General features: G+C 62.8%; 22 protein-coding genes. 7 read left to right on the forward strand and 15 right to left on the reverse strand.

Going from position 1 to position 21,826, the window contains the following annotated elements:
• The 3 genes from LQT98_RS03205 to LQT98_RS03215 all read left to right on the forward strand — a co-directional run.
• A partial coding sequence (locus tag LQT98_RS03205; RefSeq protein ID WP_231461100.1) for a M24B family metallopeptidase occupies positions 1–1,054 on the forward strand: 1,054 nt, incomplete at its 5' end.
• A gap of 103 nt (positions 1,055–1,157) precedes the next feature.
• Positions 1,158–2,255, forward strand: coding sequence for an NAD(P)/FAD-dependent oxidoreductase (locus LQT98_RS03210; protein ID WP_231461101.1), 1,098 nt, complete (start codon positions 1,158–1,160; stop codon positions 2,253–2,255).
• Positions 2,256–2,313: 58 nt separating this feature from the next.
• Positions 2,314–3,078, forward strand: coding sequence for a DeoR/GlpR family DNA-binding transcription regulator (locus tag LQT98_RS03215; RefSeq protein WP_048411300.1), 765 nt, complete (start codon positions 2,314–2,316; stop codon positions 3,076–3,078).
• A gap of 7 nt (positions 3,079–3,085) precedes the next feature.
• Here LQT98_RS03215 and LQT98_RS03220 read toward each other — a convergent pair whose 3' ends face one another.
• Entirely contained in the window at positions 3,086–3,808 is a 723-nt protein-coding gene (locus LQT98_RS03220) for an SDR family oxidoreductase (protein WP_048411299.1), read from the reverse strand.
• Between the two features lie 115 nt (positions 3,809–3,923).
• Between LQT98_RS03220 and LQT98_RS03225 the strand changes: the two genes are divergently transcribed.
• Complete coding sequence (locus tag LQT98_RS03225) at positions 3,924–4,751, forward strand: LysR family transcriptional regulator (protein WP_231461102.1); 828 nt, start codon at positions 3,924–3,926, stop codon at positions 4,749–4,751.
• A gap of 131 nt (positions 4,752–4,882) precedes the next feature.
• Here LQT98_RS03225 and LQT98_RS03230 read toward each other — a convergent pair whose 3' ends face one another.
• Both LQT98_RS03230 and LQT98_RS03235 read right to left on the reverse strand, forming a co-directional pair.
• Complete coding sequence (locus tag LQT98_RS03230; protein WP_231461103.1) at positions 4,883–6,076, reverse strand: amino acid aminotransferase; 1,194 nt, start codon at positions 6,074–6,076, stop codon at positions 4,883–4,885.
• Between the two features lie 247 nt (positions 6,077–6,323).
• A complete protein-coding gene (locus LQT98_RS03235; protein WP_048411296.1) occupies positions 6,324–6,623 on the reverse strand; it encodes a superinfection immunity protein in 300 nt (99 codons plus the stop codon).
• 445 nt (positions 6,624–7,068) lie between these two features.
• Between LQT98_RS03235 and LQT98_RS03240 the strand changes: the two genes are divergently transcribed.
• From LQT98_RS03240 to LQT98_RS03250, 3 genes are all read left to right on the forward strand, one after another.
• Entirely contained in the window at positions 7,069–8,553 is a 1,485-nt protein-coding gene (locus tag LQT98_RS03240) for a C69 family dipeptidase (RefSeq protein ID WP_048411295.1), read from the forward strand.
• Positions 8,554–8,651: 98 nt separating this feature from the next.
• Positions 8,652–9,104: a GNAT family N-acetyltransferase gene (locus tag LQT98_RS03245; RefSeq protein ID WP_231461104.1), complete on the forward strand. Its 453-nt coding sequence runs from the start codon at positions 8,652–8,654 to the stop codon at positions 9,102–9,104.
• The gene (locus LQT98_RS03250; RefSeq protein WP_231461105.1) at positions 9,101–9,748 is read left to right on the forward strand and encodes an alanyl-tRNA editing protein; all 648 of its coding nucleotides are present in this window, start codon (positions 9,101–9,103) and stop codon (positions 9,746–9,748) included. The genes LQT98_RS03245 and LQT98_RS03250 overlap by 4 nt, the downstream gene beginning before the upstream one ends.
• A gap of 433 nt (positions 9,749–10,181) precedes the next feature.
• On the opposite strand, the gene LQT98_RS03255 is transcribed toward LQT98_RS03250, so the two are convergent.
• From LQT98_RS03255 to LQT98_RS03310, 12 genes are all read right to left on the reverse strand, one after another.
• Positions 10,182–10,766: a tail fiber assembly protein gene (locus LQT98_RS03255; protein WP_231461106.1), complete on the reverse strand. Its 585-nt coding sequence runs from the start codon at positions 10,764–10,766 to the stop codon at positions 10,182–10,184.
• Between the two features lie 10 nt (positions 10,767–10,776).
• Positions 10,777–11,817, reverse strand: a complete 1,041-nt coding sequence (locus tag LQT98_RS03260; RefSeq protein WP_231461107.1) for a tail fiber protein — start codon at positions 11,815–11,817, stop codon at positions 10,777–10,779.
• 269 nt (positions 11,818–12,086) lie between these two features.
• A complete protein-coding gene (locus LQT98_RS03265; protein WP_231461108.1) occupies positions 12,087–13,385 on the reverse strand; it encodes a hypothetical protein in 1,299 nt (432 codons plus the stop codon).
• A gap of 241 nt (positions 13,386–13,626) precedes the next feature.
• Positions 13,627–14,211, reverse strand: a complete 585-nt coding sequence (locus tag LQT98_RS03270) for a tail fiber assembly protein (protein WP_231461109.1) — start codon at positions 14,209–14,211, stop codon at positions 13,627–13,629.
• A gap of 10 nt (positions 14,212–14,221) precedes the next feature.
• A complete protein-coding gene (locus tag LQT98_RS03275) occupies positions 14,222–15,658 on the reverse strand; it encodes a tail fiber protein (protein WP_231461110.1) in 1,437 nt (478 codons plus the stop codon).
• Between the two features lie 162 nt (positions 15,659–15,820).
• Positions 15,821–16,144: a hypothetical protein gene (locus tag LQT98_RS03280; protein ID WP_048411291.1), complete on the reverse strand. Its 324-nt coding sequence runs from the start codon at positions 16,142–16,144 to the stop codon at positions 15,821–15,823.
• A 589-nt stretch (positions 16,145–16,733) separates the two neighbouring features.
• On the reverse strand, positions 16,734–17,315 hold the full coding sequence (locus tag LQT98_RS03285) for a tail fiber assembly protein (RefSeq protein WP_231461111.1): 582 nt from the start codon (positions 17,313–17,315) through the stop codon (positions 16,734–16,736).
• Positions 17,316–17,325: 10 nt separating this feature from the next.
• Positions 17,326–19,026, reverse strand: a complete 1,701-nt coding sequence (locus LQT98_RS03290; RefSeq protein ID WP_231461112.1) for a tail fiber protein — start codon at positions 19,024–19,026, stop codon at positions 17,326–17,328.
• A 104-nt stretch (positions 19,027–19,130) separates the two neighbouring features.
• Positions 19,131–19,709, reverse strand: coding sequence for a YmfQ family protein (locus LQT98_RS03295; RefSeq protein WP_048408447.1), 579 nt, complete (start codon positions 19,707–19,709; stop codon positions 19,131–19,133).
• A complete protein-coding gene (locus LQT98_RS03300; protein ID WP_048408448.1) occupies positions 19,706–20,770 on the reverse strand; it encodes a baseplate J/gp47 family protein in 1,065 nt (354 codons plus the stop codon). Before LQT98_RS03300 ends, LQT98_RS03295 begins: the two co-directional genes overlap by 4 nt.
• Entirely contained in the window at positions 20,770–21,120 is a 351-nt protein-coding gene (locus LQT98_RS03305; RefSeq protein WP_048408449.1) for a phage GP46 family protein, read from the reverse strand. Before LQT98_RS03305 ends, LQT98_RS03300 begins: the two co-directional genes overlap by 1 nt.
• 106 nt (positions 21,121–21,226) lie before the next feature.
• Positions 21,227–21,826, reverse strand: coding sequence for a phage baseplate assembly protein V (locus LQT98_RS03310; protein ID WP_231461113.1), 600 nt, complete (start codon positions 21,824–21,826; stop codon positions 21,227–21,229).

Consider the following 21,826-nt stretch of genomic DNA (forward strand, 5'->3'; position numbering starts at 1 on the left):
GCTGAGCGCCGCGCGCGCCGCCGGCCGCGCCGTGCACTACCTGGCGCCGTACCGCGGCGAAACCCTGATCGAAATGGGCCGCCTGCTGGACGTTCATCCGGCCCAGGTCAAGGACGGCTTCTCCGCGCCGCTGACCCATGCCGTGGTGGCGCTGCGCGAAATCAAGGGCGATGAGGAAATCGCCGAAATGGAAGCCGCGCTGGCGGTGACCCGCGACATGCACATCGCCGCGATGCGCCACGCCAAGCCCGGCGTGATGGAATACGAAGTGGTGGGCGAGATGGAAGGCATCATGCGCCGCCGCGACTGGCAGCTGGCCTACCCGTCCATCTTCTCCCGCCGCGGCGAAGTGCTGCACAACCATCACCACGACAACCGCCTGGAAAGCGGCGACCTGGCGCTGAACGACACCGGCTGTACCTCCGGCGGCGGCTACGCCAGCGACATCACCCGCACCTTCCCGGTGGGCGGCAAGTTCAGCCCGCGCCAGCGCGAACTGTACAACATCGTGCTGGACATGCAGCTGGCCGCCATCGAGGCGATGAAGCCGGGCGTGCGCTATCTGGACGTGCACAAGCTGTCGGCGCGGCTGATGGTGGAAAGAATGAGCGCGCTGGGCTTCTTCCGCGGCGACGCCAACGCCATCGTTGAATCCGGCGCCTACGCCATCGCCTTCCCGCACGGCCTCGGCCATCAGATCGGCATGGACGTGCACGATATGGAAGGCCTGGGCGAAGACCTGGTGGGCTATGGCGCGGACACCGAGCGCAGCCCGCTGTTCGGCCTGGGCTACCTGCGCCTGGGCAAGCCGCTGCTGGCCGGCATGGTGGTGACGGTGGAACCCGGCATGTACTTCATTCCGGCGCTGATCGAAGCCTGGGCCGCCGAAGGCCGCCACAGCCAGTACATCAACTACGACACATTCCGCGAATACCAGGACTTTGGCGGCATCCGCATCGAGGACAATGTCTTGATCACCGCCGACGGCAGCCGCGTGCTGGGCGCGCCGATTCCCAAGACGGTGGAAGAAGTCGAAGCCGCGATGGCCGGCTGAGTCCAGCCGCCACGCCGGTTCAAAGCCGCCCACGGGCGGCTTTTTCCATATGGACGCCGCGCGGGCCAGGGCGCACCATCTGACGACTGAGCCAAGGGGAGCGATGATGGAACAAGTAGAATGCCTGGTGATAGGCGCCGGAGTGATCGGCCTGGCCATGGCGCGGCAGCTGGCGATGGCCGGCCGCGAAGTCGTCATCGTCGAAGCGGAAAGCGCCATCGGCCAACATGCGTCCAGCCGCAACAGCGAAGTGATCCACGCCGGGCTCTACTATCCGCCCGGCAGCCTGAAAGCGCGGCTATGCGTGGCCGGCCGCCAGCGGCTGTACGACTACTGCGCCCAGCGCGCGATTGCCCACCGCCGCTGCGGCAAGCTCATCGTCGCCGCAAACGAAGCCGAACTGCCGCGGCTGCAAGCCTTGCAACAGCGCGCCGCCGCCAACGGCGTCGATGATCTGCGCTGGCTGGACGCGGAACAGCTCCGGGCGCTGGAGCCGGCCTTGCACGCCCGCGCCGCGCTGTTGTCGCCGTCCACCGGCATAATAGACAGCCACGGCCTGATGCTGGCCTTATTGGCCGACGCCGAGGCCCACGGCGCGACGCTGGCGCTGAACTCGCCGCTGAGCGGCGGCCGCGTTGGCGACGATGGGCTGGAACTGGACATCGCCGGCCTGCGGCTGCGCGCGCGTTGCGTGGTCAACGCCGCCGGCGCATCGGCGCCGCGAGTCGCTGCCAGCATTGCCGGGGTTCCACGTGAAACCATTCCCACGCCCTATTACGCACGCGGCGTTTACTTCGCGCTGCAAGGCCGCTCGCCGTTCCAGCGCCTGATCTACCCGCTGCCCGAAGCCGGCGGCCTGGGCACGCATCTGACGCTGGACCTGGCCGGCCAGGCGCGCTTCGGCCCGGACCTGGAATGGGTGGACGCCATCGACTACCGGGTGGACCCGGCGCGCGCCGAGCGCTTCCACGCCGGCATCCGCCGCTGGTGGCCGGCGCTGCCGGAACAGGCGCTAGCGCCGGCCTATGCCGGCATCCGCCCCAAGATCGCCGGCCCCGGCGCGCCGGACGCGGATTTCCTGATCCAGGGCCCGGCGCAGCACGGCGTGCCCGGCCTGCTTCAACTCTATGGCATCGAATCCCCCGGCCTCACCGCCAGCCTGGCGCTGGCCGAATACGCGGCGGCAACGCTGACGGCATAGCGCCGGGACGAGTTGTCCGCTTACAATCGAACCGTCCCAACCCGCCGCCTTGCCGTCTATGCTCATTCTGAATCAACGCCAGCAGGAACTGCTGGCCCTGGTCAAACGCGACAGCTATGTCAGCGTGGAAAAGCTGGCCGAACATTTCTCCGTCACCCGGCAGACCATACGCCGCGACATCGCGCTGCTGGCCGAGCACCAGTTGCTGCAACGCTATCACGGCGGCGCCAGCGTGCTGTCCAGCGTGGAGAACGTCGCCTACCAGGCGCGGCAAGTGCTGTGCATAGACGAAAAGCGCCGCATCGCCGAATGCCTGGCGCGCCACATCCCGGACAACGCCTCGCTGTTCATCAATCTGGGCACCACCACCGAGGAAGTGGCCAAGGCGCTGCACCAGCATCGCGGCCTGCGGGTGATCACCAATAATCTGCACGTGGCGGACACCATGTGCGACTACCCGGACTGCGAAGTCATCGTGCTGGGCGGCATGCTGCGCAAACGCGACCGCGGCATCACCGGCGAAGCCACGGTGCAGCTGATCCGCCAGTTCCGCGTCGATTACGGCATCATCGGCATTTCCAGCATCGAGCTGGACGGCACGCTGCGCGATTACGACTACCGCGAGGTGCGCAGCGCCGAGGCCATCATCCAGCAATCGCGCCACGTGTTCCTGGCCGCCGACCACAGCAAGTTCGACCGCCCGGCGCTGGTGGAACTGGGCCATCTGTCGCAGATAGACGCGCTGTTCACCGACCAGCCGCCGCCGCCCGCCGTCGTCGAGCTGATGCGGGAGGCGGAGACTCAGTTGTACGTGGCGGACTAACAGCCTGTTAAGGCTGCTGCCGCGTCGCCGCCAGCACGATCTCGCGAATGCACACATTCTGCGGCTGCTGGTAGGCATAGACGATGGCGCTGGCCACATCCTCGGCCGCCAGCACCCCGCCCATTTCCTGTTTCCAGGCTTCGTAGCCGGCCTTGATCGCCTCGCTGCTGGTATGCGACAGCAGCTCGGTGTCCACCGCGCCCGGCGCTATCGTCACCACCCGCACGCCGTGGTCCGCCACTTCCTCGCGCAGATTCTCCGACATCGCGTGCACCGCGAACTTGGTGCCGCAATAGGCCACATGGTTGGGGAAGGTCTTGCGCCCGGCCACCGAACTGATATTGATCACCGTGCCGCGCTTACGCTCCACCATGCCGCCCAGCACCGCGTGGATGCCGTTGAGCAAGCCGTGCACATTGACGTCGAACATGGTTTTCCACTCTTCCGGCGCCTGCTCGGCCATCTGGCCCAGCAACATCACGCCGGCGTTGTTGACGATGGCGTCCACCGGCCCGAAGCGGCCTTCCGCTTCCGCCACCGCGGCGGCCAGCTGGGCGCGGTCGGTCACGTCCACCGCGCGGCACAAGGCATTGGGCAAGGCCAGCGCTTCCAGGCGCTCCACCCGGCGCGCCAATAGCAGGAGCGGATGGCCTTGTTGCGACAACAAACGGGCGGTGGCGGCGCCGATGCCGGAACTGGCGCCGGTGATCACGATGAGGGCTTTAGTCATGGGACTTCTCCTTTAGCAATAGAAATAACTGATATCAAATCCTTGAGCAGCACTATAATCCGCTGACGATTCCGCGAAAAATCGTTTATTCCACTTGCTGCCATCGGTTTAATTTATGGATATCCGCTCGCTCAAAGCCTTCATCGCCGTGTTCGAAGAACGCAACATCACCCAGGCCTCGGCGCGTCTCTACCTGAGCCAGCCTGCGCTGTCCGCCACCATCCGGCAACTGGAACAAGAGCTGGGCGCCGAGCTGTTCCAGCGCCAGCCACGCGGAGTGGACGTCACCGACGCCGCGCGCCTGCTCTACCCGGAAGCGCGCCGGCTGGTGGAGGAAGCGGAGGGACTGAAGCAGTTGTTTCGCGGCCGGCAGGACTGCCTGCCGCTGACGCTGGGCGTGGCCGCGGACCTGGGCCAGGCCGACGTGGCGCGCGTGCTGACGGCGGCCTACCGCGCGGTGGATGGCTTGCTGCTGGAACTGGCGGCGGGCTGCGCCGGCGACGCGCGGCTGGACGAAGACGCCAGGCGCTGCGAGGACGAGTTGTTCCTGCCGCTGTGGGAAGAGGATTATGTGCTGGCGATGCGCGCCGACGCGCCGCTGGCGGCACAGCCATGGCTGCGGCCGGCGCAATTGCTGGGCCAGGATCTGATTGCCTGCCCGGAACACTCCTCGCACCAGCGCTTCGCCAGCCTGCTGGGCGCGGCGGCGCGGGAACTGGCGGTGGCGGCGCGCTGCGCCACCTTGAACCAGGCGGCGACGCTGGCCGCCGCCGGCGCCGGCATCGCCTTCATCCCGCGGGGACTGGCCAAGGACCACCCGGAGCTGCGCTGCGTGCGGCTGGACCAGGCGGAACTCAGCCGCCGCGTCGGCCTGTGCTACGCGCCGGACGCTTTGGCCAAGCCGGCGCTGGCCCGTTTGAAGCAAGGCCTGGCCGCCAGCTGAGAGCCTGTTTTAAGAGCGGCTGACAAAACTCAGTTTTACGGCTGAGGCAAGCCGCGCCGACGTCGGCAGTGCCTTGAGTACGGCAAGCCGGCGCAACACGGCATCAGCGGTTTTGTCAGCCGCGCTTGGTCTTACTGCACCGCGGCGAAAGCCTTGGCCACATAAGGCGCATTGGCGCGGGTCAAACCGGCCACGCACATGCGGCCAGTACCCACCAGATAGACGCCGAAACGCTCGCGCAGAGCATCCACCTGCGCCTGGCTGAAGCCGGTATAGCTGAACATGCCGCGCTGATGGACCAGATAGGCGAAGTCCTGCTCCGGCAGCGCCTGCTTCAGCACTTCCACCAGAATGCCGCGCATTTCCAGAATGCGGCCGCGCATCTCGTTCACCTCGGACAGCCACAACGCTTTCAGCTCGGCGTCACCCAATACCGTGGCGATCAAGCGCGCGCCGGTGGTGGGCGGGTTGGAGTAGTTGCGGCGCACCGTGGCCTTGAGCTGGCCCAACACCAGTTCCGCTTCGGCCTGGCTCGGGCATACCACCGACAGCCCGCCGCAGCGCTCGCCGTACAGCGAGAAGATCTTGGAGAAGGAATTGCTGATCAGGAAAGACAAGCCGGCGTCGGCCATCGCGCGGATGGCGTAGGCGTCTTCCTCCAGCCCGGCGCCGAAGCCCTGGTAGGCGATGTCCAGGAACGGAATCAACTGCTTGCGCTTGGCCAGCGCCACCACCTGATCCCACTGCGCATTGTCCAGATCCGAGCCGGTGGGGTTGTGGCAGCACGGGTGCAACAGCAGAATGCTGCCGGCGGGCAGCGTTTCCAGCGTGTCCAGCATCGCGGCGAAGTTCACCCCGCGGGTTTGCGCATCGAAATAGGGATAGCGGTTCACCGCGATGCCGGCGCCTTCGAAGATGGCCACGTGGTTATCCCAGGTCGGATCGCTGACCCACACCTGGGCATCGGGGAAATAGCGCTTGAGGAAATCCGCGCCCACTTTCAGCGCGCCGGAGCCGCCCAGGGTCTGGATGGTGGCGACGCGGCCTGCGGCCAGCGCCGGATGCTCCGCGCCGAACAGCAGCTCCTGCACCGCCTTGCGGTAGGCCGGCAGGCCGTCCATCGGCAGATAGGTGCAAGGCGGCGTCGGCAAGGCCGCCAGCTTGGCCTCGGCTTGCCGTACCGCGTTCAGGCGCGGAATGCGGCCCTGCTCGTCGTAATACAGGCCGATGCTGAGATTGACCTTGTCGCCGCGCGGGTCCTTGCCGAAGGCGTCGACCAGCGACAGGATGGGATCGCCGGCATAGGCGTCGACGTGCTGAAACATGCGTTTCTCCTTGAGTAGTGTGGTATCGCCTCGTGCAACCATTTAGAACGTGTTTATGATCTCGCGAGCTAAGGCGAGACAAGGCGTTGCGGCTGAGAAAGCGGAATGTACGGTTGGTACATGAGCATTTCGAAGCGGGTTTCAACGCCCTTGTCTAACTATTCCGCCGACGCGCAGCAGATCGTAAGCAGGTTCTTACGCCGCCCTCTGACGGGGCGGTGAAGTCAAGCCATTGTGCCAGATAGGTTCAGGACCCGGCCGCCAGATCGTCGCGCTTCAGCGCCAACAACATCGCCGCGATCCACGGCAGGATCAGCCAGCCGCCCAGCACATTCAGCGCCGCCACCAGCTTCAGTCGCGGGCTGCCCACCAGCGCCGCGGTCAGCGTGGGCACCAGGTAAGCGCTGCCCAGCGCCAGCGCATTGCCCAGGTACATCGCCCATTGCTGCCACTGTGGCTCGCCGCTGTAAGCGCCATAAGCCCACAGCGCCAGCGCGGCGGCCAGCACCGTGAAACAGAGCTTGCGCACCATAGTCAAAATCTTCATATCTTTCATCCGTTCCCGCCGTCGCCGCGCCATCAGCGCCGCGACAATGAAATGCCAAGCTTAATCAGGCTTGCGCCAAGATGGCAAAAGCAATCGCTTAAATCAGACAGTTTGCGCCACATTTTTACCAAACAGCGCAAGATTGACATGCATCAGCCAAGCATGGGATTCCCATTTCAACTAATGCGAACCATCTGCCTACAATCTGCTTGCCCTCACCGCCAAACCGCCGCACGCTTAGCGCGCGGCCAACATGAGCCGTCTCGCACCGCGACTGACCGCTCAGAACCTGTTTACGATCTGCTGCGCGTCGACGATACGGCGTTGAAAACCGCTTCGAAATGCTCATGTACCGTTTGTACACTGCGCTTTCTCAGCCGTTTTCGCCTTGTCTCGCCTTAGCTCGCTAGATCGTAAACACGCTCTCAGAGAAGAGGAATGCATCATGACGCCGCGCCCTACCCTGCTTGCCCTGGCCACCGCCCTTGCGCTGGCCGCCCCGCTCGCCGACGCCTGCTCATCGCTGATCGTCGGCAAACAGGCCTCCGCCGATGGCTCCATCATCATCGCCCGCAACGAAGATTATTACATCAATAACTGGAACAAGCGCCTGGTGCTGCACCCGGCGCGCGCGGCGGCCAAGGATGAAATGCTGAGCTTCAAGAACGGCCTGAAAGTGCCGGCTCCGGCGCAGTTCTACCGCTACAGCGGCCTGATGGACTGGAACGGCGACAGCGCCGGCGGCGACGGCCTGTACGAGGAACGCGGCGTCAACGAATTCAATGTGGCGGTATCCGCCACCAATAGCGCGGAAATCAACGCCCGCGCCAAGAAAGCGGATCCGCTGCTGGACAGCGGCGTGGTGGAGGCGGTGATCCCCTCGCTGATCCTGCCGCAGGCCAAGACCGCGCGCGAAGGCGTGGAACTGCTGGGCCGCTATATCAAGCAATACGGCGCCGGCGAAGGCAACGGCGTGCTGATCGCCGATCCGAACGAAGCCTGGTACATGGAAATCGGCTCCGGCCACCACTGGCTGGCCTATCGCGTGCCGCAGGACAGCTATTTGATGGTGGCCAACGGCCTGCGCCTGCACGACATCGACCTCGCCGACCGCGCCAATGTGATCGCCAGCCCCGGCCTGGCCGAGTTCACCGCCAAACACCAGCTGCTGGCCAAGGTGGACGCCAAGCGCTTCAACTTCGCCCAGGCCTTCGGCGTCACCGGCGACAAATACAATGTGGACCGCGAATGGCTGGGCCAGCATCTGCTGAACCCAGGGCTGCGCCAGGCCACGCGGCAGGCGCAATACCCGCTGACGCTGAAGCCGGAACACAAGATCGCGGTGGCCGATGTGGCCAAGGTGCTGCGCGCCACCTTCCACGGCACCGCGCTGGCCAAGCTGAAGGACGCGGACCGGCCGATGGGCGTGGACCGCACCATAGAAACCCATGTCATCCAGCTGCGCGCCGGCCTGCCCAAGGAACTGGCGGCGCTGACCTGGCAATCCTTCGGCAGCCCGGCCGGCGCGGTGCTGGTGCCGATGTATGAAAACGCGATGAAGGACATCCCCGCGCCGCTGCGCGCCGGCGCCGCCACTTACGAGAGCGGCTCCGCCTACTGGGCCTTCCGCGCCAACGCCACGCTGGCCCAGGCCAAGCCGGACAAGTATCTGCCGGTGCTGGCGCAATGGCAGGCACGGCTGGAGCGGCAGTTCCAGGGCCAACAGCCGGCGGTGGACGCGATGCTGGCCAGCCTCTACGCCAGCCAGCCGCAAACCGCCATCGGCTTCGCCGGCCAGTGGAGCGGCGGCAATATGCTGAGCGCGGTGCAATCGGCGCGCGACGTGCACGCCGGCCTGCTCACCGACCTGACCAAGGCCAGCGAGAAGAAATACAGCCCGGAGGAGCTGGAAAAAATCAAAAACCTATAAGTAGCTAGCAGCCAGGAGCGGCCCCGGCAAACCCGGCCGCTCTCGCCAGTCCGGGCGTGTTATCTTTATGGCATTTCCCTCGCCCGGCTGGCCGCGCCATGACCCTCCACATCGACACCGATCCCGCGCGGCTGGACCGCGAACGCATCTATCGCTACCTGTCTGAACAGTCCTACTGGGCGCGCCAATTGCCGCGCGACATCTTCGAGCGCTCGCTCGCCAATTCGCTATGCTTCGGCGCCTACGCCGCCGACGGCGAACAGATAGGCTTCGCCCGCGTGATCACCGACTACGCCACCTTTGGCTATCTGGCCGATGTCTTCGTGGTCGAAGCCTGGCGCGGCCAGGGCGTGTCCAAGCAATTGATGGCGGCGGTCAACGCCCATCCCGGCCTGCAAAACCTGCGCCGCCTGCTGCTGGCCACCGCCGACGCCCACGGCCTGTACACGCAATTCGGCTTCGGCGCGCTGTCGCGGCCGGAACGGTTGATGGAAAAGCTGGACGCCGAGGTCTACCAGCGGCTGGCGGCGGATGCCGGGAGCGTGGCATGAGCGTGCGCAAGCAGTTCTGGGCCGACCCCTACCAGACCGAGCTGCGCACCACGGTGGCGCGGGTGGAAGGCCCACGGGTCTGGCTGGACGCCACCGTCTTCTACGCCTTCTCCGGCGGCCAGGAAAGCGATAGCGGCAGCATAGGCGGCTGCCCGGTGTTGCTCGCGGAGAAACAGGATCAGGACATCGCCTACACCCTGGCGGACGACCATGGCCTTGATGCCGGCGACGCGGTAACGGTGGCGATAGATTGGCAGCGCCGCTACCGGCTGATGCGGCTGCACTTCGCCGCCGAACTGGTGCTGGAAACCATTTGCCGCGAACTGCCCGATGCGGAAAAAATAGGCGCTCACATCGCCGAGGACAAGGCGCGCATCGATTTTGCGCTGTCCCGGCCCATCACCCCGCTATTGCCCGCCATCGCCGCCAAGGTGCAGGCGCTGATAGACGCCGATCTCGCCATCGTCAGCGCCTATTCCGACGAGCAAAACCAGCGCCGCTACTGGGAACTGCCCGGCCTCTACCGCGTGCCCTGCGGCGGCACCCATTTGCGTCGCAGCGGCGAAGTGGGAGAACTCAAGCTCAAACGCAAGAACGTGGGCCAGGGCAAGGAAAGAGTGGAGATCACACTGGCGCGGCCATAAGAACCTGTTTACGATCTTTTCTGATCGGAAGTGTTGTTCAAAGCATTGAATCCGCTACGCGGATGATGATTTAGGGCCGGTTCCGCCAGGCGAACGGAAAGGGGAACAACGCGGCCAAATTCCCCTTTACCCCAAAGGCCGCCCTGCAAGCCTGGCCTGCGGCTTCCCGCCGGGGCCCGTCAGGCCCGAGGCGCGGCTGAACTCGCAGCGCGCTAACGTCGTGCTGCTCGAACAGGCAGCCGCTTAAGACCTCGGGCCTGACACCCGTCGGCAGGCTTGAAGGGACCCGGGGCGCGTCGGATACGTGGTCTCCTACGTATCTAGCAACGGCTAACCACATCTACAAAAGATCGTGAACAGGTTCTAAGAAAACCGCGCCGGAGTACACGGCGCGGTTAGGGTTTCACGTGAAACGGCGTTTTACTGCAAACCCTCAGGCCGGCAGTTTCGGCCAGTCCGCCTCGGCCAGCTGCGGCCACACCGCCTGCTGCGGCAGCCGCGACAGCTCAACGCAGTAACGCTTCCACGCGCTCAGCAAACCTTGCTCCTGTGCCGTCGCCAGCCCCAGCTCCTGCGCATCCTCCAAAGGCCGGCGCTGAGCATAGGCAGTCGCCAAACGCTGCTTCAGCTCCTGCTGCGCCTGCGCCGTCAGCGCCGCGCGCTGCGCATCGGCATCCACTTTCCAGGCCTTCTTGTTCCACAGCGCGAAGGCCGGCGGCTCCAGCTCGGTGGCTTGCAGGCTATCCGGCGTATCGCCGATTTGCGCCGTCACCGGCTGCGCGCTGGCCTTGCTCCACAGCTTGAGCACACGGAAATCCTCCGCCAGCTGCCAGCCGCCATCGCGGTAGACCGCCACTTGTCGCTCCGCCGCCTGCGGCGGCTCCTGTTCGGTGGCATGAGCCGGAACCAGCCAGGTTTCCTCAAGGTCCAGCGGCGACAGGTCCGCGGTGGTGGTGCCCAGATACTCGCCGGATTCTGGATGGTAGGCGTAGACGGTTTTCTGTTTGCGTTCTTGCATGGCGGTCTCCTTAGTATTTGATGCAGGCGAGCAGGGCGATGTTGCGGGGGCGGGTTTCAGGACCAAGATCGGGCCAATATGCATCACTTCTATCCACGGCATACACCGTTGAATCCTCATAAGTAGGAACGTTGCCAACAGCACTTCCCGAGAGGTTAATTCGTACTCGTGTCGGAGTATCAGGCGTTCCATTCCCACTATAAACCGATAGCCGATGATTACTAAAAGCACTTACCCCTGCGATAGCATGACCATGGCGTTGTACTGCTTGATTTTGCATCGAGCCTACTCCGCGCCCTTCATCTATCCCACGTCCATAATCCCAACTCCGTATAAACTCTCCACGCAAATCAGGCAGCTTGAACGTTGTAGAGCCATCCCCAGCCCCATAAGTGGTTCCAATCACGGCAAACAAGCCGGGATAAGTACTGCGACTGACCAGAGAGCCATCGCACTTCAACCAGCCAGGCGGCGCGTAAGGCATCGCAAAGTGGCCCACCAGGCCCGGCGCGCCGGACATGGTCAGCAGATTAGTGGTTGGGCCGTCCTCGCATTGGGTCAGGTCCACGTAAAAACCACGCGCCTTGACACCATCATTGTTGAACACGCGGAACTGGTTGCCCCAGACATCGATATTGACGTCGTTCAGCTTGCTATCGCTTTGCGGCGCTTGCAGTTGCAGTTGGCCGCCTTCCTTGCCGCCTTCCGCCAAGAAACGGGAATTGGGTTGGAAATCCACCCGGCCATTCATCTTGCCGCCGCTCAGCGGCAAGGCATCGGTGATGCCATAGCCGGCCAGCGTGGTCGGCTTGCTGTCGCCGCCCCAGGCCAGCTTCTTCAACGCTTGCAGCAACTGGTCCTTGCGCGCCGGGTCCGCGCTCTGGCCGCTGTCGCGGATCACCGTCAACAGCTCGTCCTGGCTGGACTGGGCGGCGGACTGGACATTGTTCAGCCACTCCGAGGTCACCACCGTGCCCAGTTCGCCGGTGTAGGGGTTGCCGTCGTGGAACAGGCCATCCGGGCTGTTGATCGGCTTCATGGTGTTTTGCATCGCGCTCTCGCTCCATTTACAGGGTTGGCCCGCTGGCCGGGCTGGCGGCTTGGGGCGGACTCCGGGCCGGGCGGGTGATTAGCAACCCCCCGCTGACCTGCTTCGCTAGTGAATCAATACCGTTATTTTGCCGTTTAGCGACGCGCGTCAGCAGTGGACGGATGTCAGTAGGCCAAAGCTATAAGCGATAAAAAAGCGACCATGATGGTCGCTTTTTCAAGAGGAACTATGGCCAAAAATACAGCCACACCATTCTCACCCTGATTATCTTAAATTACCTCAAGCGCAGTCACAGACAAACTGGACCCAGAGTTATCCCAAGTTGATGCATCCATGTTCCCAGGATTGAAAACAACAGCGGCTGCTGTTTCATTTCTGAATAGCGCCTTAATCACATGACTTCCCCTATTAAGAACCTGAATCCGATGACCGCTGTAATTAGACGTATAAGCACACCCTGGCTTTATCCCCAAGTGCCAGCGAGTACCGTGTCCAATTTTCACCCCATCTAACTCAATGCTTGGCTGCCCAAAACACAGCTCCCCGGTAGTTGCACCGAACGACAAGTCCCAGTCAATCCGGCCACGATAAGATCGGGCGTAATTATTTTTGAAAGTATTTGCGAACAATGTAGTCAGCCCATTGGTTACAATACGGGTTGTACTAAAGACATCCAGTAGGATTTTTGGGGCATAAATAGCAATATTTTCATAAGCGTTTACAACTGGATTATTTTCCGCATTCACTTCAATTAATGCGATTAATGCATCATCGGGCTGACTATCAAATTGAAGATGCGTATCCGGCACTTTTTGTGGATTGTATTTATCATTCGCCAAATCAAACATCACAAACCCCTGCAGTGGCCTCCAGCGAAGATGGTAAACCTTGTTTGCCTCCGTCAAAAAACTCCGTCTTTCCACTGGATACGCGGCAACATCATAAACACGAGTACCTCTCCAGACGATACTACTACCCCCGTTGATCACAATCTGGCCCAAGCTGGTCGAAATAGATAACTTATTACCTAATGCTCCTTGAATTTCAGGCATAAAAAAACTGCGTATTAAAGACTGCTCCATCACCTCAGCTTTGGTGTAGGCATCAGCAATACCATAACCAGCTAGTGAATTAGATTTGTCCGCCTTGGTAGCCAGCTTATTGGTCACCGTAGCGGCAAAATTCTGATCATTACCTAGGGCTGCCGCCAACTCCTGTAAAGTGTCCAATGCGCCAGGAGCGCCATTTACCACTCTGTCGATAGCCGTCTTTAACTCCACCTTGGTAGCCGCATCGATAATGCCGTAACCGGCCAAGGTATCCGGTTTAGCGTATCCGCCCCAGGCAATCTGCTTCACCGCCTGCAGCAATTGGTCCTTGCGGTTGGCGTCCAGCGCCTGGCCGCTATCCTTGATCAAGGTAATCAATTCATCCTGAGTGGTGGCCGTCGCCTGCTGCAGGCTGTTCAGCCAATCAGCGCTGACAATGGTGCCCAGCTCGCCGGTGGTAGGATTGCCATCATGAAACAGGCCATCCGGGCTGTTGATCGGCTTCAGGGTATTTTGCATCGCGCTCTCGCTCCATTTACAGGGTTGGCCCGCTGGCCGGGCTGGCGGCTTGGGGCGGGCTTCGGGCCGGACGGGTGATTCGCAAACCACCCGCTGACCTGCTTCGCTAGTGAATCAATACCGTTATTTTGCCGTTTAGCGACGCGCGTCAGCAGTGGACGGATGTCAGTAACTTGGAGCCCAGCCACAAAGCAAAACGGCGACCGAAGCCGCCGTTTTGCTGACGCATGAAACTCGATGTTTAGACCGGTGCCACAGGCCAGTCCGCCGCCGCCAGCTGCGGCCACGCGGCCAGCTGCGGCAAACGCGACAGCTCGACGCAGTAACGCTTCCACGCGCTCAGCAAGCCTTGCTCCTGTGCCGTCGCCAGCCCCAGCTCCTGCGCATCCTCCAAGGGCCGGCGCTGAGCATAAGCCGTGGCCAAGCGCTGCTGCAGCTCTTGCTGCGCCTGCGCTGTCAGCGCCGCGCGCTCTGCGTCGGCATCCACTTTCCAGGCCGTCTTGTTCCACAGCGCGAAGGCCGGCGGCTCCAGTTCGGTGGCTTGCAGGCTGTCCGGCGTATCGCCGATTTTTGCCGTCACCGGCTGCGCGCTGGCCTTGCTCCACAGCTTGAGCACACGGAAATCCTCCGCCAGCTGCCAACCGCCATCGCGGTAGACCGCCACTTGCTTATCCACCGCCTGCGGCGGCTGCTGCTCGGTGGCGTTGGCCGGAACCAGCCAGGTTTCCTCAACATCCAGCGGCGACAGGTCCGCGGTGGTGGTGCCCAGATACTCACCGGATTCCGGATGGTAGGCGTAGACGGTTTTCTGCGTGCGTTCTTGCATGGCGGTCTCCTTAGTATTTGATGCAGGCGAGCAGGGCAATGTTGCGAGGGCGAGTCTCAGAACCGCCCGTCACACCGGTTACGTTAACTCTACCGGCATATTTGGTCGGGCTGTAGCCGGTGAAGTGAGTGCCTTGAATTAAGTCTCCTTGGCCTATGTCATTCACCAAGAAGCTCATTCCACTCCATTCCAGACTAGGGTGCCTATGGGCCTCTACACTGCCTAATTGCGCACCCCCAAATGAACGCCCACCATCAACACCACGTTCATCGCCCCATCCCCGCAAAAATTGGCCATTTAAGTTAGGCAAATAGAATTTGCCGGGATTGGCCTCCGCTCTATACGCCGCAAGCGCAGTAGGCGGCGAGAATGGCTGTGCATAAAGATTTTTTTTGCTGACTTTCCAGTCCTGGTAATAGCCGGAAGAAGAGCCGGATAGTCCTGGAGCGCAACCATCCACACCAAACAAGAGGGTGCTATCCGCGATGAAAACCCGCCGCGTGCTGGATAAGCTCCAGGTCAAAACACCATCGACATACAAACGATAACTTTGTCCGTCATAGCAAAAAGCGATGTGATACCAACGCGAAGTGGAAAATATGCCGGGAGTCCCTGCAGAAGCCTCGACAATGAACCCAGGCTCAGCACCTGCCAGCCATATCACCGGGGCCTTGCTCGCCTTATCACAGCTAATCGTTATTTCTCCCCAGGTTTTGGATTGATTCATGGAGATGATCCATGCCGCCTGATAACCGTTGCTATTGCCGGTGCCGGTGAAGTTTGGAAAATGCCATCCTTCTATGGTGAACTCGTTGGGGTTGAACGCCTCGGCCAGCGGCATGCTGGCGTAACCACCGTTTTCCAATGTCTTCAGGCTTTGCGTCCCAAACTTGGCCTGCTCTGTCGACATCCCTGCCCCGCCAAACGTAGAAACCGCAGAACCCCAGGCGCAATCCGCCAACTTTTCCAACTCGTCCAGACGCAGCATCGCTTGCACATCGCTCTTGATCGGAGCAAAGCGATGTCCGATGGCGCTGAAAAGCCCCGGATAAGTACTTTGCAACACTTGAGTGCCGTTAGCTCTCAACCAACCCTCGGGCGCTACCGGCATGGCGAAATACGCGACCTCTCCCGCCGGCGCCGCTGCTCTAAGCTGGCCCGTGGTCGCTCCATCGGTAATCCCGTACCCCGCCAGCGTGGTCGGCTTGCTGTCACCGCCCCAGGCCATTTTTTTCACCGCCTGCAGCAATTGGTCCTTGCGGTTGGCGTCCAGCGCCTGGCCGCTGTCCTTGATCAGCGCGATCAGCTCCTCCTGGGTGGAACGCGTCGCCTGCTGCAGCTTGTTCAGCCAATCGGCGCTGACGATGGTGCCCAGTTCTCCAGTGGTGGGATTGCCGTCGTGGAACAAGGTGTCCGGCGTGTTGATGGGCTTGAGTGCTTCTTGCATGGAATCGCCTCCCGCGGAAATGAAGAATCGACCATAGGCCGATGACAGGTGTCGTTACTGAAATGATTGGAGACGATTGTGCGGGAAGCGCCGCGGGCGCGGCAGCGGACGGATGTCAGTGGCCGTCATGCCGCGGCCGGGTGGCCGCGGCATGGTTCGGGTTTACATCACTTCGGAGATTTGCCTGAAACCGGCCTGCAGTTCCTGGCGGATCGGTTCCAGCAAGGCCACCATCTGCTCGCAGTTGACTTGCTGGTCTTCCTGGCAGTTCAGCAGCAGCGTCATCATCGCGTGCAGGCTCTGATTGGCGGCGTGGACATGGACGATGCCGCGGGTCAGGCCGGCGTCGGCCTGGAGGTAATGCTGCTCCAGGTTTTCGGCAATGGCGTCGCAGCCTTCATGGCCGGCGCTGACAGCGCGCAGCTGCTTGATCTGCAGGTGCAATTGCTGCAGCAGCGAGGGTTCCAGCTTGGCTTTGGCGCTCATAGCAGGTCCTCCTTGCTCACGGCGTGGGAATTGCAGGGGTGCTGCCGGCAGAAACTCAATATATTCATTATGGCCTCCACAAACATCTGCTTAAGGATGCCTGCGCGGCACGCGCGGAAGGCGTGGGCAGGCTCATGACAAAGTGGGAGGACCGCAGTGTGCACGGCAGCCCCCTTGCGGGGGCTCAGTGCCATGGCCTGCCCTGTTTGCGGCAGACGCATGGACGTAGCGAATCGCTGGCTAGCGATTGCTACCACACTGAAATAGGACCTCCCAGTCCCGCGGCTGTGGATTGTCACAGCGCAAGGGCGAATGTAAGGGGGGCTAGGCCCAGCGTCAAGGCGGCGGCGGGCCGGGGGGTGGAGATTAGCACCAAAGCGGGCTTTCCCTGTGCAAAACCCTGTCAACAGCTATCGACTAATAGGGATGAGACATATACGACGCAAAGCTTAGGTCATACTCAAGCCATCGTCTTTCCAAAGTACAGCGGACATTGAACAAGCTCTTGCCCCTACCCCAGTAATAATCCACAACGGCTCAAACAAAAAACGGCAGCGCACGGCTGCCGTTTTGATTGATAAACCCTGAGTCAGACAGGCTGCTTCGGCCAGTCCGCCTCAACCAGCCGCGGCCACATCGCCAACTCCGGCAAACGCGACAGTTCAACGCAGTAACGCTTCCACCCCAGCAGCCGCGCCAACTCTGCTTCCGTCGCCACGCCAATTTCCACCGCATCCTCCAAGGGACGGCGGCTGGCATAGGCTTCCGCGAGGCGCAGCTTCAATTGGGTCTGCATCTGCGCCGCCAAAGCGGTGGCCTGGGCCGCCTTGTTGATGATCCAGCCTTTGCCATCCCAAGCCGCAAACTCGCAGGGCTCCAGCAAGGTTGCGCGTAAGCTGTCCGGGGTCTCGCCCAGCTTGGCCTGGACCGGTTGCGCGGTCTGCTGGCTCCACAGTTTGGTACTACGCCAATCCGGCATGACCACCCAGCTGCCATCGCGGAATACTGCGGTCTGACGTTCCGCAGCGACCGGCGGCTGTTGTTCGGTGCTATGAGCCGGCAACAACCAGACATCTTTTTCCAGCGGCGACAGGTCTGCCTGCGTGGCTCCCAAATATTCCCCGGTTTGCGGGTGGAAGGCGTAGACGGTTTTGTTTTTGATTTCTTGCATGGGGGTCTCCTTAGAACTTGATGCAGGCAAGCAGAGCGATGTTACGGGGGCGGGTCTCCTGACCAGCATTCGCCAGAATTGGCCGGCTCGCGTTCACAGAGTTCTGAGGGCCGGAATGGTCTCCGACAAAATTCCCCAATCCCCCTGGCGCACCGTTCAATAGCTGTGGAAACCATTGCGGGTGGGTATGCGCTTGGACATCCTGTGCTTGCCAAGCCCCCAGAGCACGCCCCGCATCCGCCCCTCGCCCATCATCCCAACCACGGATGAACTCCCCACGCAAATCAGGCAGATTAAAAGTCGTTGAGCCATCCCCAACCCCGAACCTGGTGCCTATCACCGCGAATAAAGCGGCGTACTTGGTTCGGCTTACCGCGGTGCCATTGGCCTTCAGCCAGCCCTCCGGCGCATCGACCATGGCAAAATAGGCGACTTGCCCGGTGAGGTGGCCGTCATGAATCAAGGTATACCAGGGGTTCCAACGCTTGGCATCGTCGTTGCGGGTACGAAAACGCATGGTGTTTCCGCGCTGATAGTCGGCCGTCAGTTGGCAGGAGTAGTCAATCTGGCCGCCCAACCCACCAAAGGCGATGAACGGGCCGGTAACGCCGCTGGAGGTGCCATAGTTGAATCCCATCTCCCCGCCGGTGATAGAAGTATCCAACGAGGTGCCATCCTGCGGGTCTATACGATAGCGACGTTTCTTGATCAGAGAAGTGTCATTACCGGAATGCCATACTCGGAATTCACCACCCCCAGCCTCTTTCAACACCAGTGTTTCATCGCCATAGCCTTTGTGCACCAAGGCCACTGCGCTATATCCCGGCCGATGCAGGCCTAAGGATGGGAAATCCACGCCGGTGGAACACAGTTCCATCGTGCCGCTGCTGTACATAGTTGCGTCGTAGTTATTCGGCGTGGTCTTCAGGACATGCACTGTCTGCGCGGTAGACAACGCCAAAGTATTGATGCCATAACCCGCCAGCGAATCGGCCTTATCCGCTTTGCCGGCCAGCTTGTTGGTGATGGTGGCGGCGAAGTCCTTGTCATTGCCCAGCGCCGCAGCCAACTCCTGCAACGTATCCAGCGCGCCCGGCGCGCCGTTGACCACGCTATCGACAGCGGCCTTCAACTCGGCCTTGGTCGCGCCATCGGTAATGCCGTAGCCGGCCAACGTGGAGGCGGCATCAGCCAGTTTCTGCCACGGAGTCCAACGGGACCAAGAGCAGCAGCGATACCAAACACCAGCATGGTTATAGGCTTGATAGCTCTGGTACACCATCGCCTCGTCGGCATAGACTTGCAGCTTGCCGGCATACGGCGTCGGGTAGTTCTTGCCACTGGCCGCTTGTGCGTCCCCCCGCTGGCTATAAAGGCCCGTGACGTTAATATCGTTCAGATCCACCACACCCAACGCCGGTTTCAACGGCAAAGCGTCGCCAATACCATAGCCTGCCAACGTAGTTGGTTTGTTGTTGCCGCCCCAGGCAATCTGCTTGATCGCCTGCAGCAGTTGGTCTTGGCGCTTGGGGTCGGCGCTCTGGCCGCTGTCCTTGATCACGGCCAGCACTTCTTCCTGAGTGACCTGAGCGGCGGACTGCATGCCGTTCAACCATTCAGCGCTGACGATGGTGCCAAGTTCGCCACTGACCGGGTTGCCGTCGTGGAACAGCTTGTCCGGCGTGGGAATGGGCTTGATGGGTTCTTGCATGAGGCGCTCCTGAAAAGAGAGAAAGAGCACAGGCTCCCGCCCGCTGGGGGCGGGGCTGTGAGGGGAAGGGGAATACGGCGGGAGGGGCCGCGCGGGAGCGCGGTTTAAGGCTGGTAGGCGAAGTAGACGTGGGTGTGAGCCGGTTTCAGATCCTTGAACAGGTCTTCCAGCCGCGGGTCGCCGAAGGTGGTGAGGCGTTCCCCGGCCAGCGACTGGCCGGCGCGGAAGAAGTACGGCCGGGTCTTGGCGCCGAACACGGTGACTTGCCACACCCAGGGGATGTCCGCGGTCCACAACTGCTGGCCGGCGCGGTTGATGCCGGCGCGGAACGGTTGCGGTTCGCTGATGGCGATGCGGTAGCCCATGCCGGCCGCCAGCCGGGTGAAATAAGGGATGGACAGGCCGCCGGTTTCCGCCAGCTTGGCCAGCACCGCCTGCTGGCGCTGCTGGTAGGGCGCGTCCGCCGGCGGGGCCAGCCCGCAGACGCGTTCCCAGTCCGGCAGCAGGCCTTCGGCCAGCAGCGGCGTGGTGGCGCCCACCAGTTGCCGCGCGCTGTTCTGCGTGCGGTCCAGCGCCGCGCCTTCGCTGCCCAGTTCGGCCAGCAGGCGCGGGCCGTCCGGGCTGTAGCTGGTGGGCGGCAGCAGCCGGGTCAGCAATTCGCTATGCGGGGTTTGCGGGTTCATTGCAGCCCCCTCACCGTGACTTTGCCCAGGCGCAGCCATTCCACGGTTTTCTCATTCACCGTCGGTTCGATATTGGTGGCCGGCGACAGCAGTTGGCGGTCCACCACGCCGGGCAGGTCGGAGATCAGCGCTTCCAGCCGGCTCTTGTACAGCTTGCTGCCGGGCGCGAGGCTGGAGAAGTGGGCGGCCAGCGCCTGGCGCAGCGGTTCGGTCAGCGCCTGCACCGTGGTGCCGTCCACCGCCAGCCCCACTTCGATGTCTACTGGCCGCGGCGTGGGCGCCAGCACCAGGCAGTTCTTGGCGGTGACCGGGCGCAGGTCTTCGATATGGGCTTGCACCGCGGCCAGGGTATCGGCCGAGGGCAGGTTGTCCTGGGCGGTGATCACCACGTCCACGGTGCCGAGGCCGCGGCGCAGCGGGTAGACATAGGCGGCGGACACGCCGGGCACTTCCAGCGCCCAGCGGCGGTAGTCGTGGCGGTTGCCGCCGGCCGGCGGGCGGCGGATCAGTTCCAACAGCCGCGCCAGCAAGGCGGCGTCGTCTTCTTCGTCCACGCCGCCGTCCATGCTGACGAAGCTGACGCGGCTGGCCAGGCCGCTGGGCGCGGCCATCAGTTCGGCCACCGCGCCGGCCGGCCTGTTGCCGGCCAGGCCGGGCAGGTCCGCCGCCACCGCCACGCTGCCCTGCCCGTCCGCGTCCAGCTGGCCGGCGGCCTGGGTGGTGTAGAGTTGCTCGCCCAGGCGCACTTTCAGGCCGGCGGCGAAGCTGGCGCCGGCATTGCCGCTCAGCTTGAGCTGACCCTTGGCCGCCACCGGCGGCTTGCGGCTGAGGCCGCGCACGCGGGCATGCTGTTCCAGGTAGTCGCGGTCGGCGCTGTCCGGGAAGATCTGGCGGGCGATCCAGCTCTGGTGCTGGTACAAGCCTTCCACCGCGCTGGCGACCGAGCTGGCGCGCACGAAGAAGTCGCTGTCGGGGCCGACGTCGGCGTCGGCGCGCAGGTTTTGCAGGTCGCGCAGCAGCGCGCCGCGTATGGTTTCAAAATCCGGAGTGGACAAAGGCATCAGGCTATCCTCACATGGTGTTGGAAATGTCGGGTCTGGCCGCCGGCTTCTTCCACTTCAACCAGCAGCAGCAGGCGGCCGCTGCCGGGGCGCTGCGCCTGCACGCCGACGCGGCGGGCGCGGCCGTCGCGCAATAACGGCTGCAGGGCTTGTTCGGCGTACTGGCAGGCGATCAGGTCGATCTGGCTGGTGTCCTTGCTGCGCGACAACAGGTGCAGGCGCGAGCCGAGTTCGGGATCGGCCCACCAGCCGCCCAGCGGAGTCATCAGCCGCAGGTAAACGGCGTTGGCCAGGGTGTCGGTGGTGCCGCCGGCGTAGTCGCCGGTGATGGGGTCCAATAGAGGGTCCATGGCGTTATTTTCCGGGTTTGCAGGGGTTGGGGATAAGGGACGCGGGTCAGTGCCGGCAGGCGTTCAACAGCGCGATATCAACGGCGTTGTTGGCGAAAAGCTTGTGTTACAAAGGTGGACTAGTCGTACCGTGCACGCCGCTATGTTGGTGGCCCACCAGGCTCTTGCCGCCGGCCACCACGTCGCCGCTGACGGTGACGCTGCCCTGGATGGCCATGCCGCTATTGCCTTTGATCTGGCCCTGGGCCACCAGCTGCGCGCTGGTGCTGAGCGTGGGCGTGGTGAAGCTGGCCTGCTCGCTGGCGTTGACCTGCCAGTTCTTGCAGCGCAGGCTGAAGGTGTCGCACTCCACTTCGATCAGCCGGCCGCGCTTGAGCACGATCTTGCTGCCTTCGTCGCTGTACAAGGCCACTTCGCCGGGCTTGAGCTGTTTCAGCCGGTAGTTGCCATGCTCGGTGGCGATCACCACGCCGTGGCTGCTGCGCCCGCCCAGCGGCAGCACCACCGCCATGCTGCCCGGCGGCGGGTTGGCGCTGTAGCCGTAGTGCTGGAACAGTTCCGCGTCCTGCAGCTGTTCGCCGGCCAGCGCGTCGGCCTGCACGGTCTGCACATCGCCGCTGCTGTCCACCCGGGTCAGCACCGCGCGGAAGCCTTGCCGCACATTGCTGAAGGCGCGGCGGATTCTTTGGTCTACGTCATTCCACAT

This window comes from Chromobacterium aquaticum (genome assembly GCF_021129195.1).
Classification (GTDB): Bacteria; Pseudomonadota; Gammaproteobacteria; order Burkholderiales; family Chromobacteriaceae; genus Chromobacterium; species Chromobacterium aquaticum.

Bases quoted from the DNA above. Each gene is read 5' to 3' on its own strand.
- LQT98_RS03210 (WP_231461101.1), top strand. From the start codon at position 1,158: ATGATGGAACAAGTAGAATGCCTGGTGATAGGCGCCGGAGTGATCGGC.
- LQT98_RS03215 (WP_048411300.1), top strand. From the start codon at position 2,314: ATGCTCATTCTGAATCAACGCCAGCAGGAACTGCTGGCCCTGGTCAAA.
- LQT98_RS03220 (WP_048411299.1), bottom strand. From the start codon at position 3,808: ATGACTAAAGCCCTCATCGTGATCACCGGCGCCAGTTCCGGCATCGGC.
- LQT98_RS03225 (WP_231461102.1), top strand. From the start codon at position 3,924: ATGGATATCCGCTCGCTCAAAGCCTTCATCGCCGTGTTCGAAGAACGC.
- LQT98_RS03230 (WP_231461103.1), bottom strand. From the start codon at position 6,076: ATGTTTCAGCACGTCGACGCCTATGCCGGCGATCCCATCCTGTCGCTG.
- LQT98_RS03235 (WP_048411296.1), bottom strand. From the start codon at position 6,623: ATGAAGATTTTGACTATGGTGCGCAAGCTCTGTTTCACGGTGCTGGCC.
- LQT98_RS03240 (WP_048411295.1), top strand. From the start codon at position 7,069: ATGACGCCGCGCCCTACCCTGCTTGCCCTGGCCACCGCCCTTGCGCTG.
- LQT98_RS03245 (WP_231461104.1), top strand. From the start codon at position 8,652: ATGACCCTCCACATCGACACCGATCCCGCGCGGCTGGACCGCGAACGC.
- LQT98_RS03250 (WP_231461105.1), top strand. From the start codon at position 9,101: ATGAGCGTGCGCAAGCAGTTCTGGGCCGACCCCTACCAGACCGAGCTG.
- LQT98_RS03255 (WP_231461106.1), bottom strand. From the start codon at position 10,766: ATGCAAGAACGCAAACAGAAAACCGTCTACGCCTACCATCCAGAATCC.
- LQT98_RS03260 (WP_231461107.1), bottom strand. From the start codon at position 11,817: ATGCAAAACACCATGAAGCCGATCAACAGCCCGGATGGCCTGTTCCAC.
- LQT98_RS03265 (WP_231461108.1), bottom strand. From the start codon at position 13,385: ATGCAAAATACCCTGAAGCCGATCAACAGCCCGGATGGCCTGTTTCAT.
- LQT98_RS03270 (WP_231461109.1), bottom strand. From the start codon at position 14,211: ATGCAAGAACGCACGCAGAAAACCGTCTACGCCTACCATCCGGAATCC.
- LQT98_RS03275 (WP_231461110.1), bottom strand. From the start codon at position 15,658: ATGCAAGAAGCACTCAAGCCCATCAACACGCCGGACACCTTGTTCCAC.
- LQT98_RS03280 (WP_048411291.1), bottom strand. From the start codon at position 16,144: ATGAGCGCCAAAGCCAAGCTGGAACCCTCGCTGCTGCAGCAATTGCAC.
- LQT98_RS03285 (WP_231461111.1), bottom strand. From the start codon at position 17,315: ATGCAAGAAATCAAAAACAAAACCGTCTACGCCTTCCACCCGCAAACC.
- LQT98_RS03290 (WP_231461112.1), bottom strand. From the start codon at position 19,026: ATGCAAGAACCCATCAAGCCCATTCCCACGCCGGACAAGCTGTTCCAC.
- LQT98_RS03295 (WP_048408447.1), bottom strand. From the start codon at position 19,709: ATGAACCCGCAAACCCCGCATAGCGAATTGCTGACCCGGCTGCTGCCG.
- LQT98_RS03300 (WP_048408448.1), bottom strand. From the start codon at position 20,770: ATGCCTTTGTCCACTCCGGATTTTGAAACCATACGCGGCGCGCTGCTG.
- LQT98_RS03305 (WP_048408449.1), bottom strand. From the start codon at position 21,120: ATGGACCCTCTATTGGACCCCATCACCGGCGACTACGCCGGCGGCACC.
- LQT98_RS03310 (WP_231461113.1), bottom strand. From the start codon at position 21,826: ATGTGGAATGACGTAGACCAAAGAATCCGCCGCGCCTTCAGCAATGTG.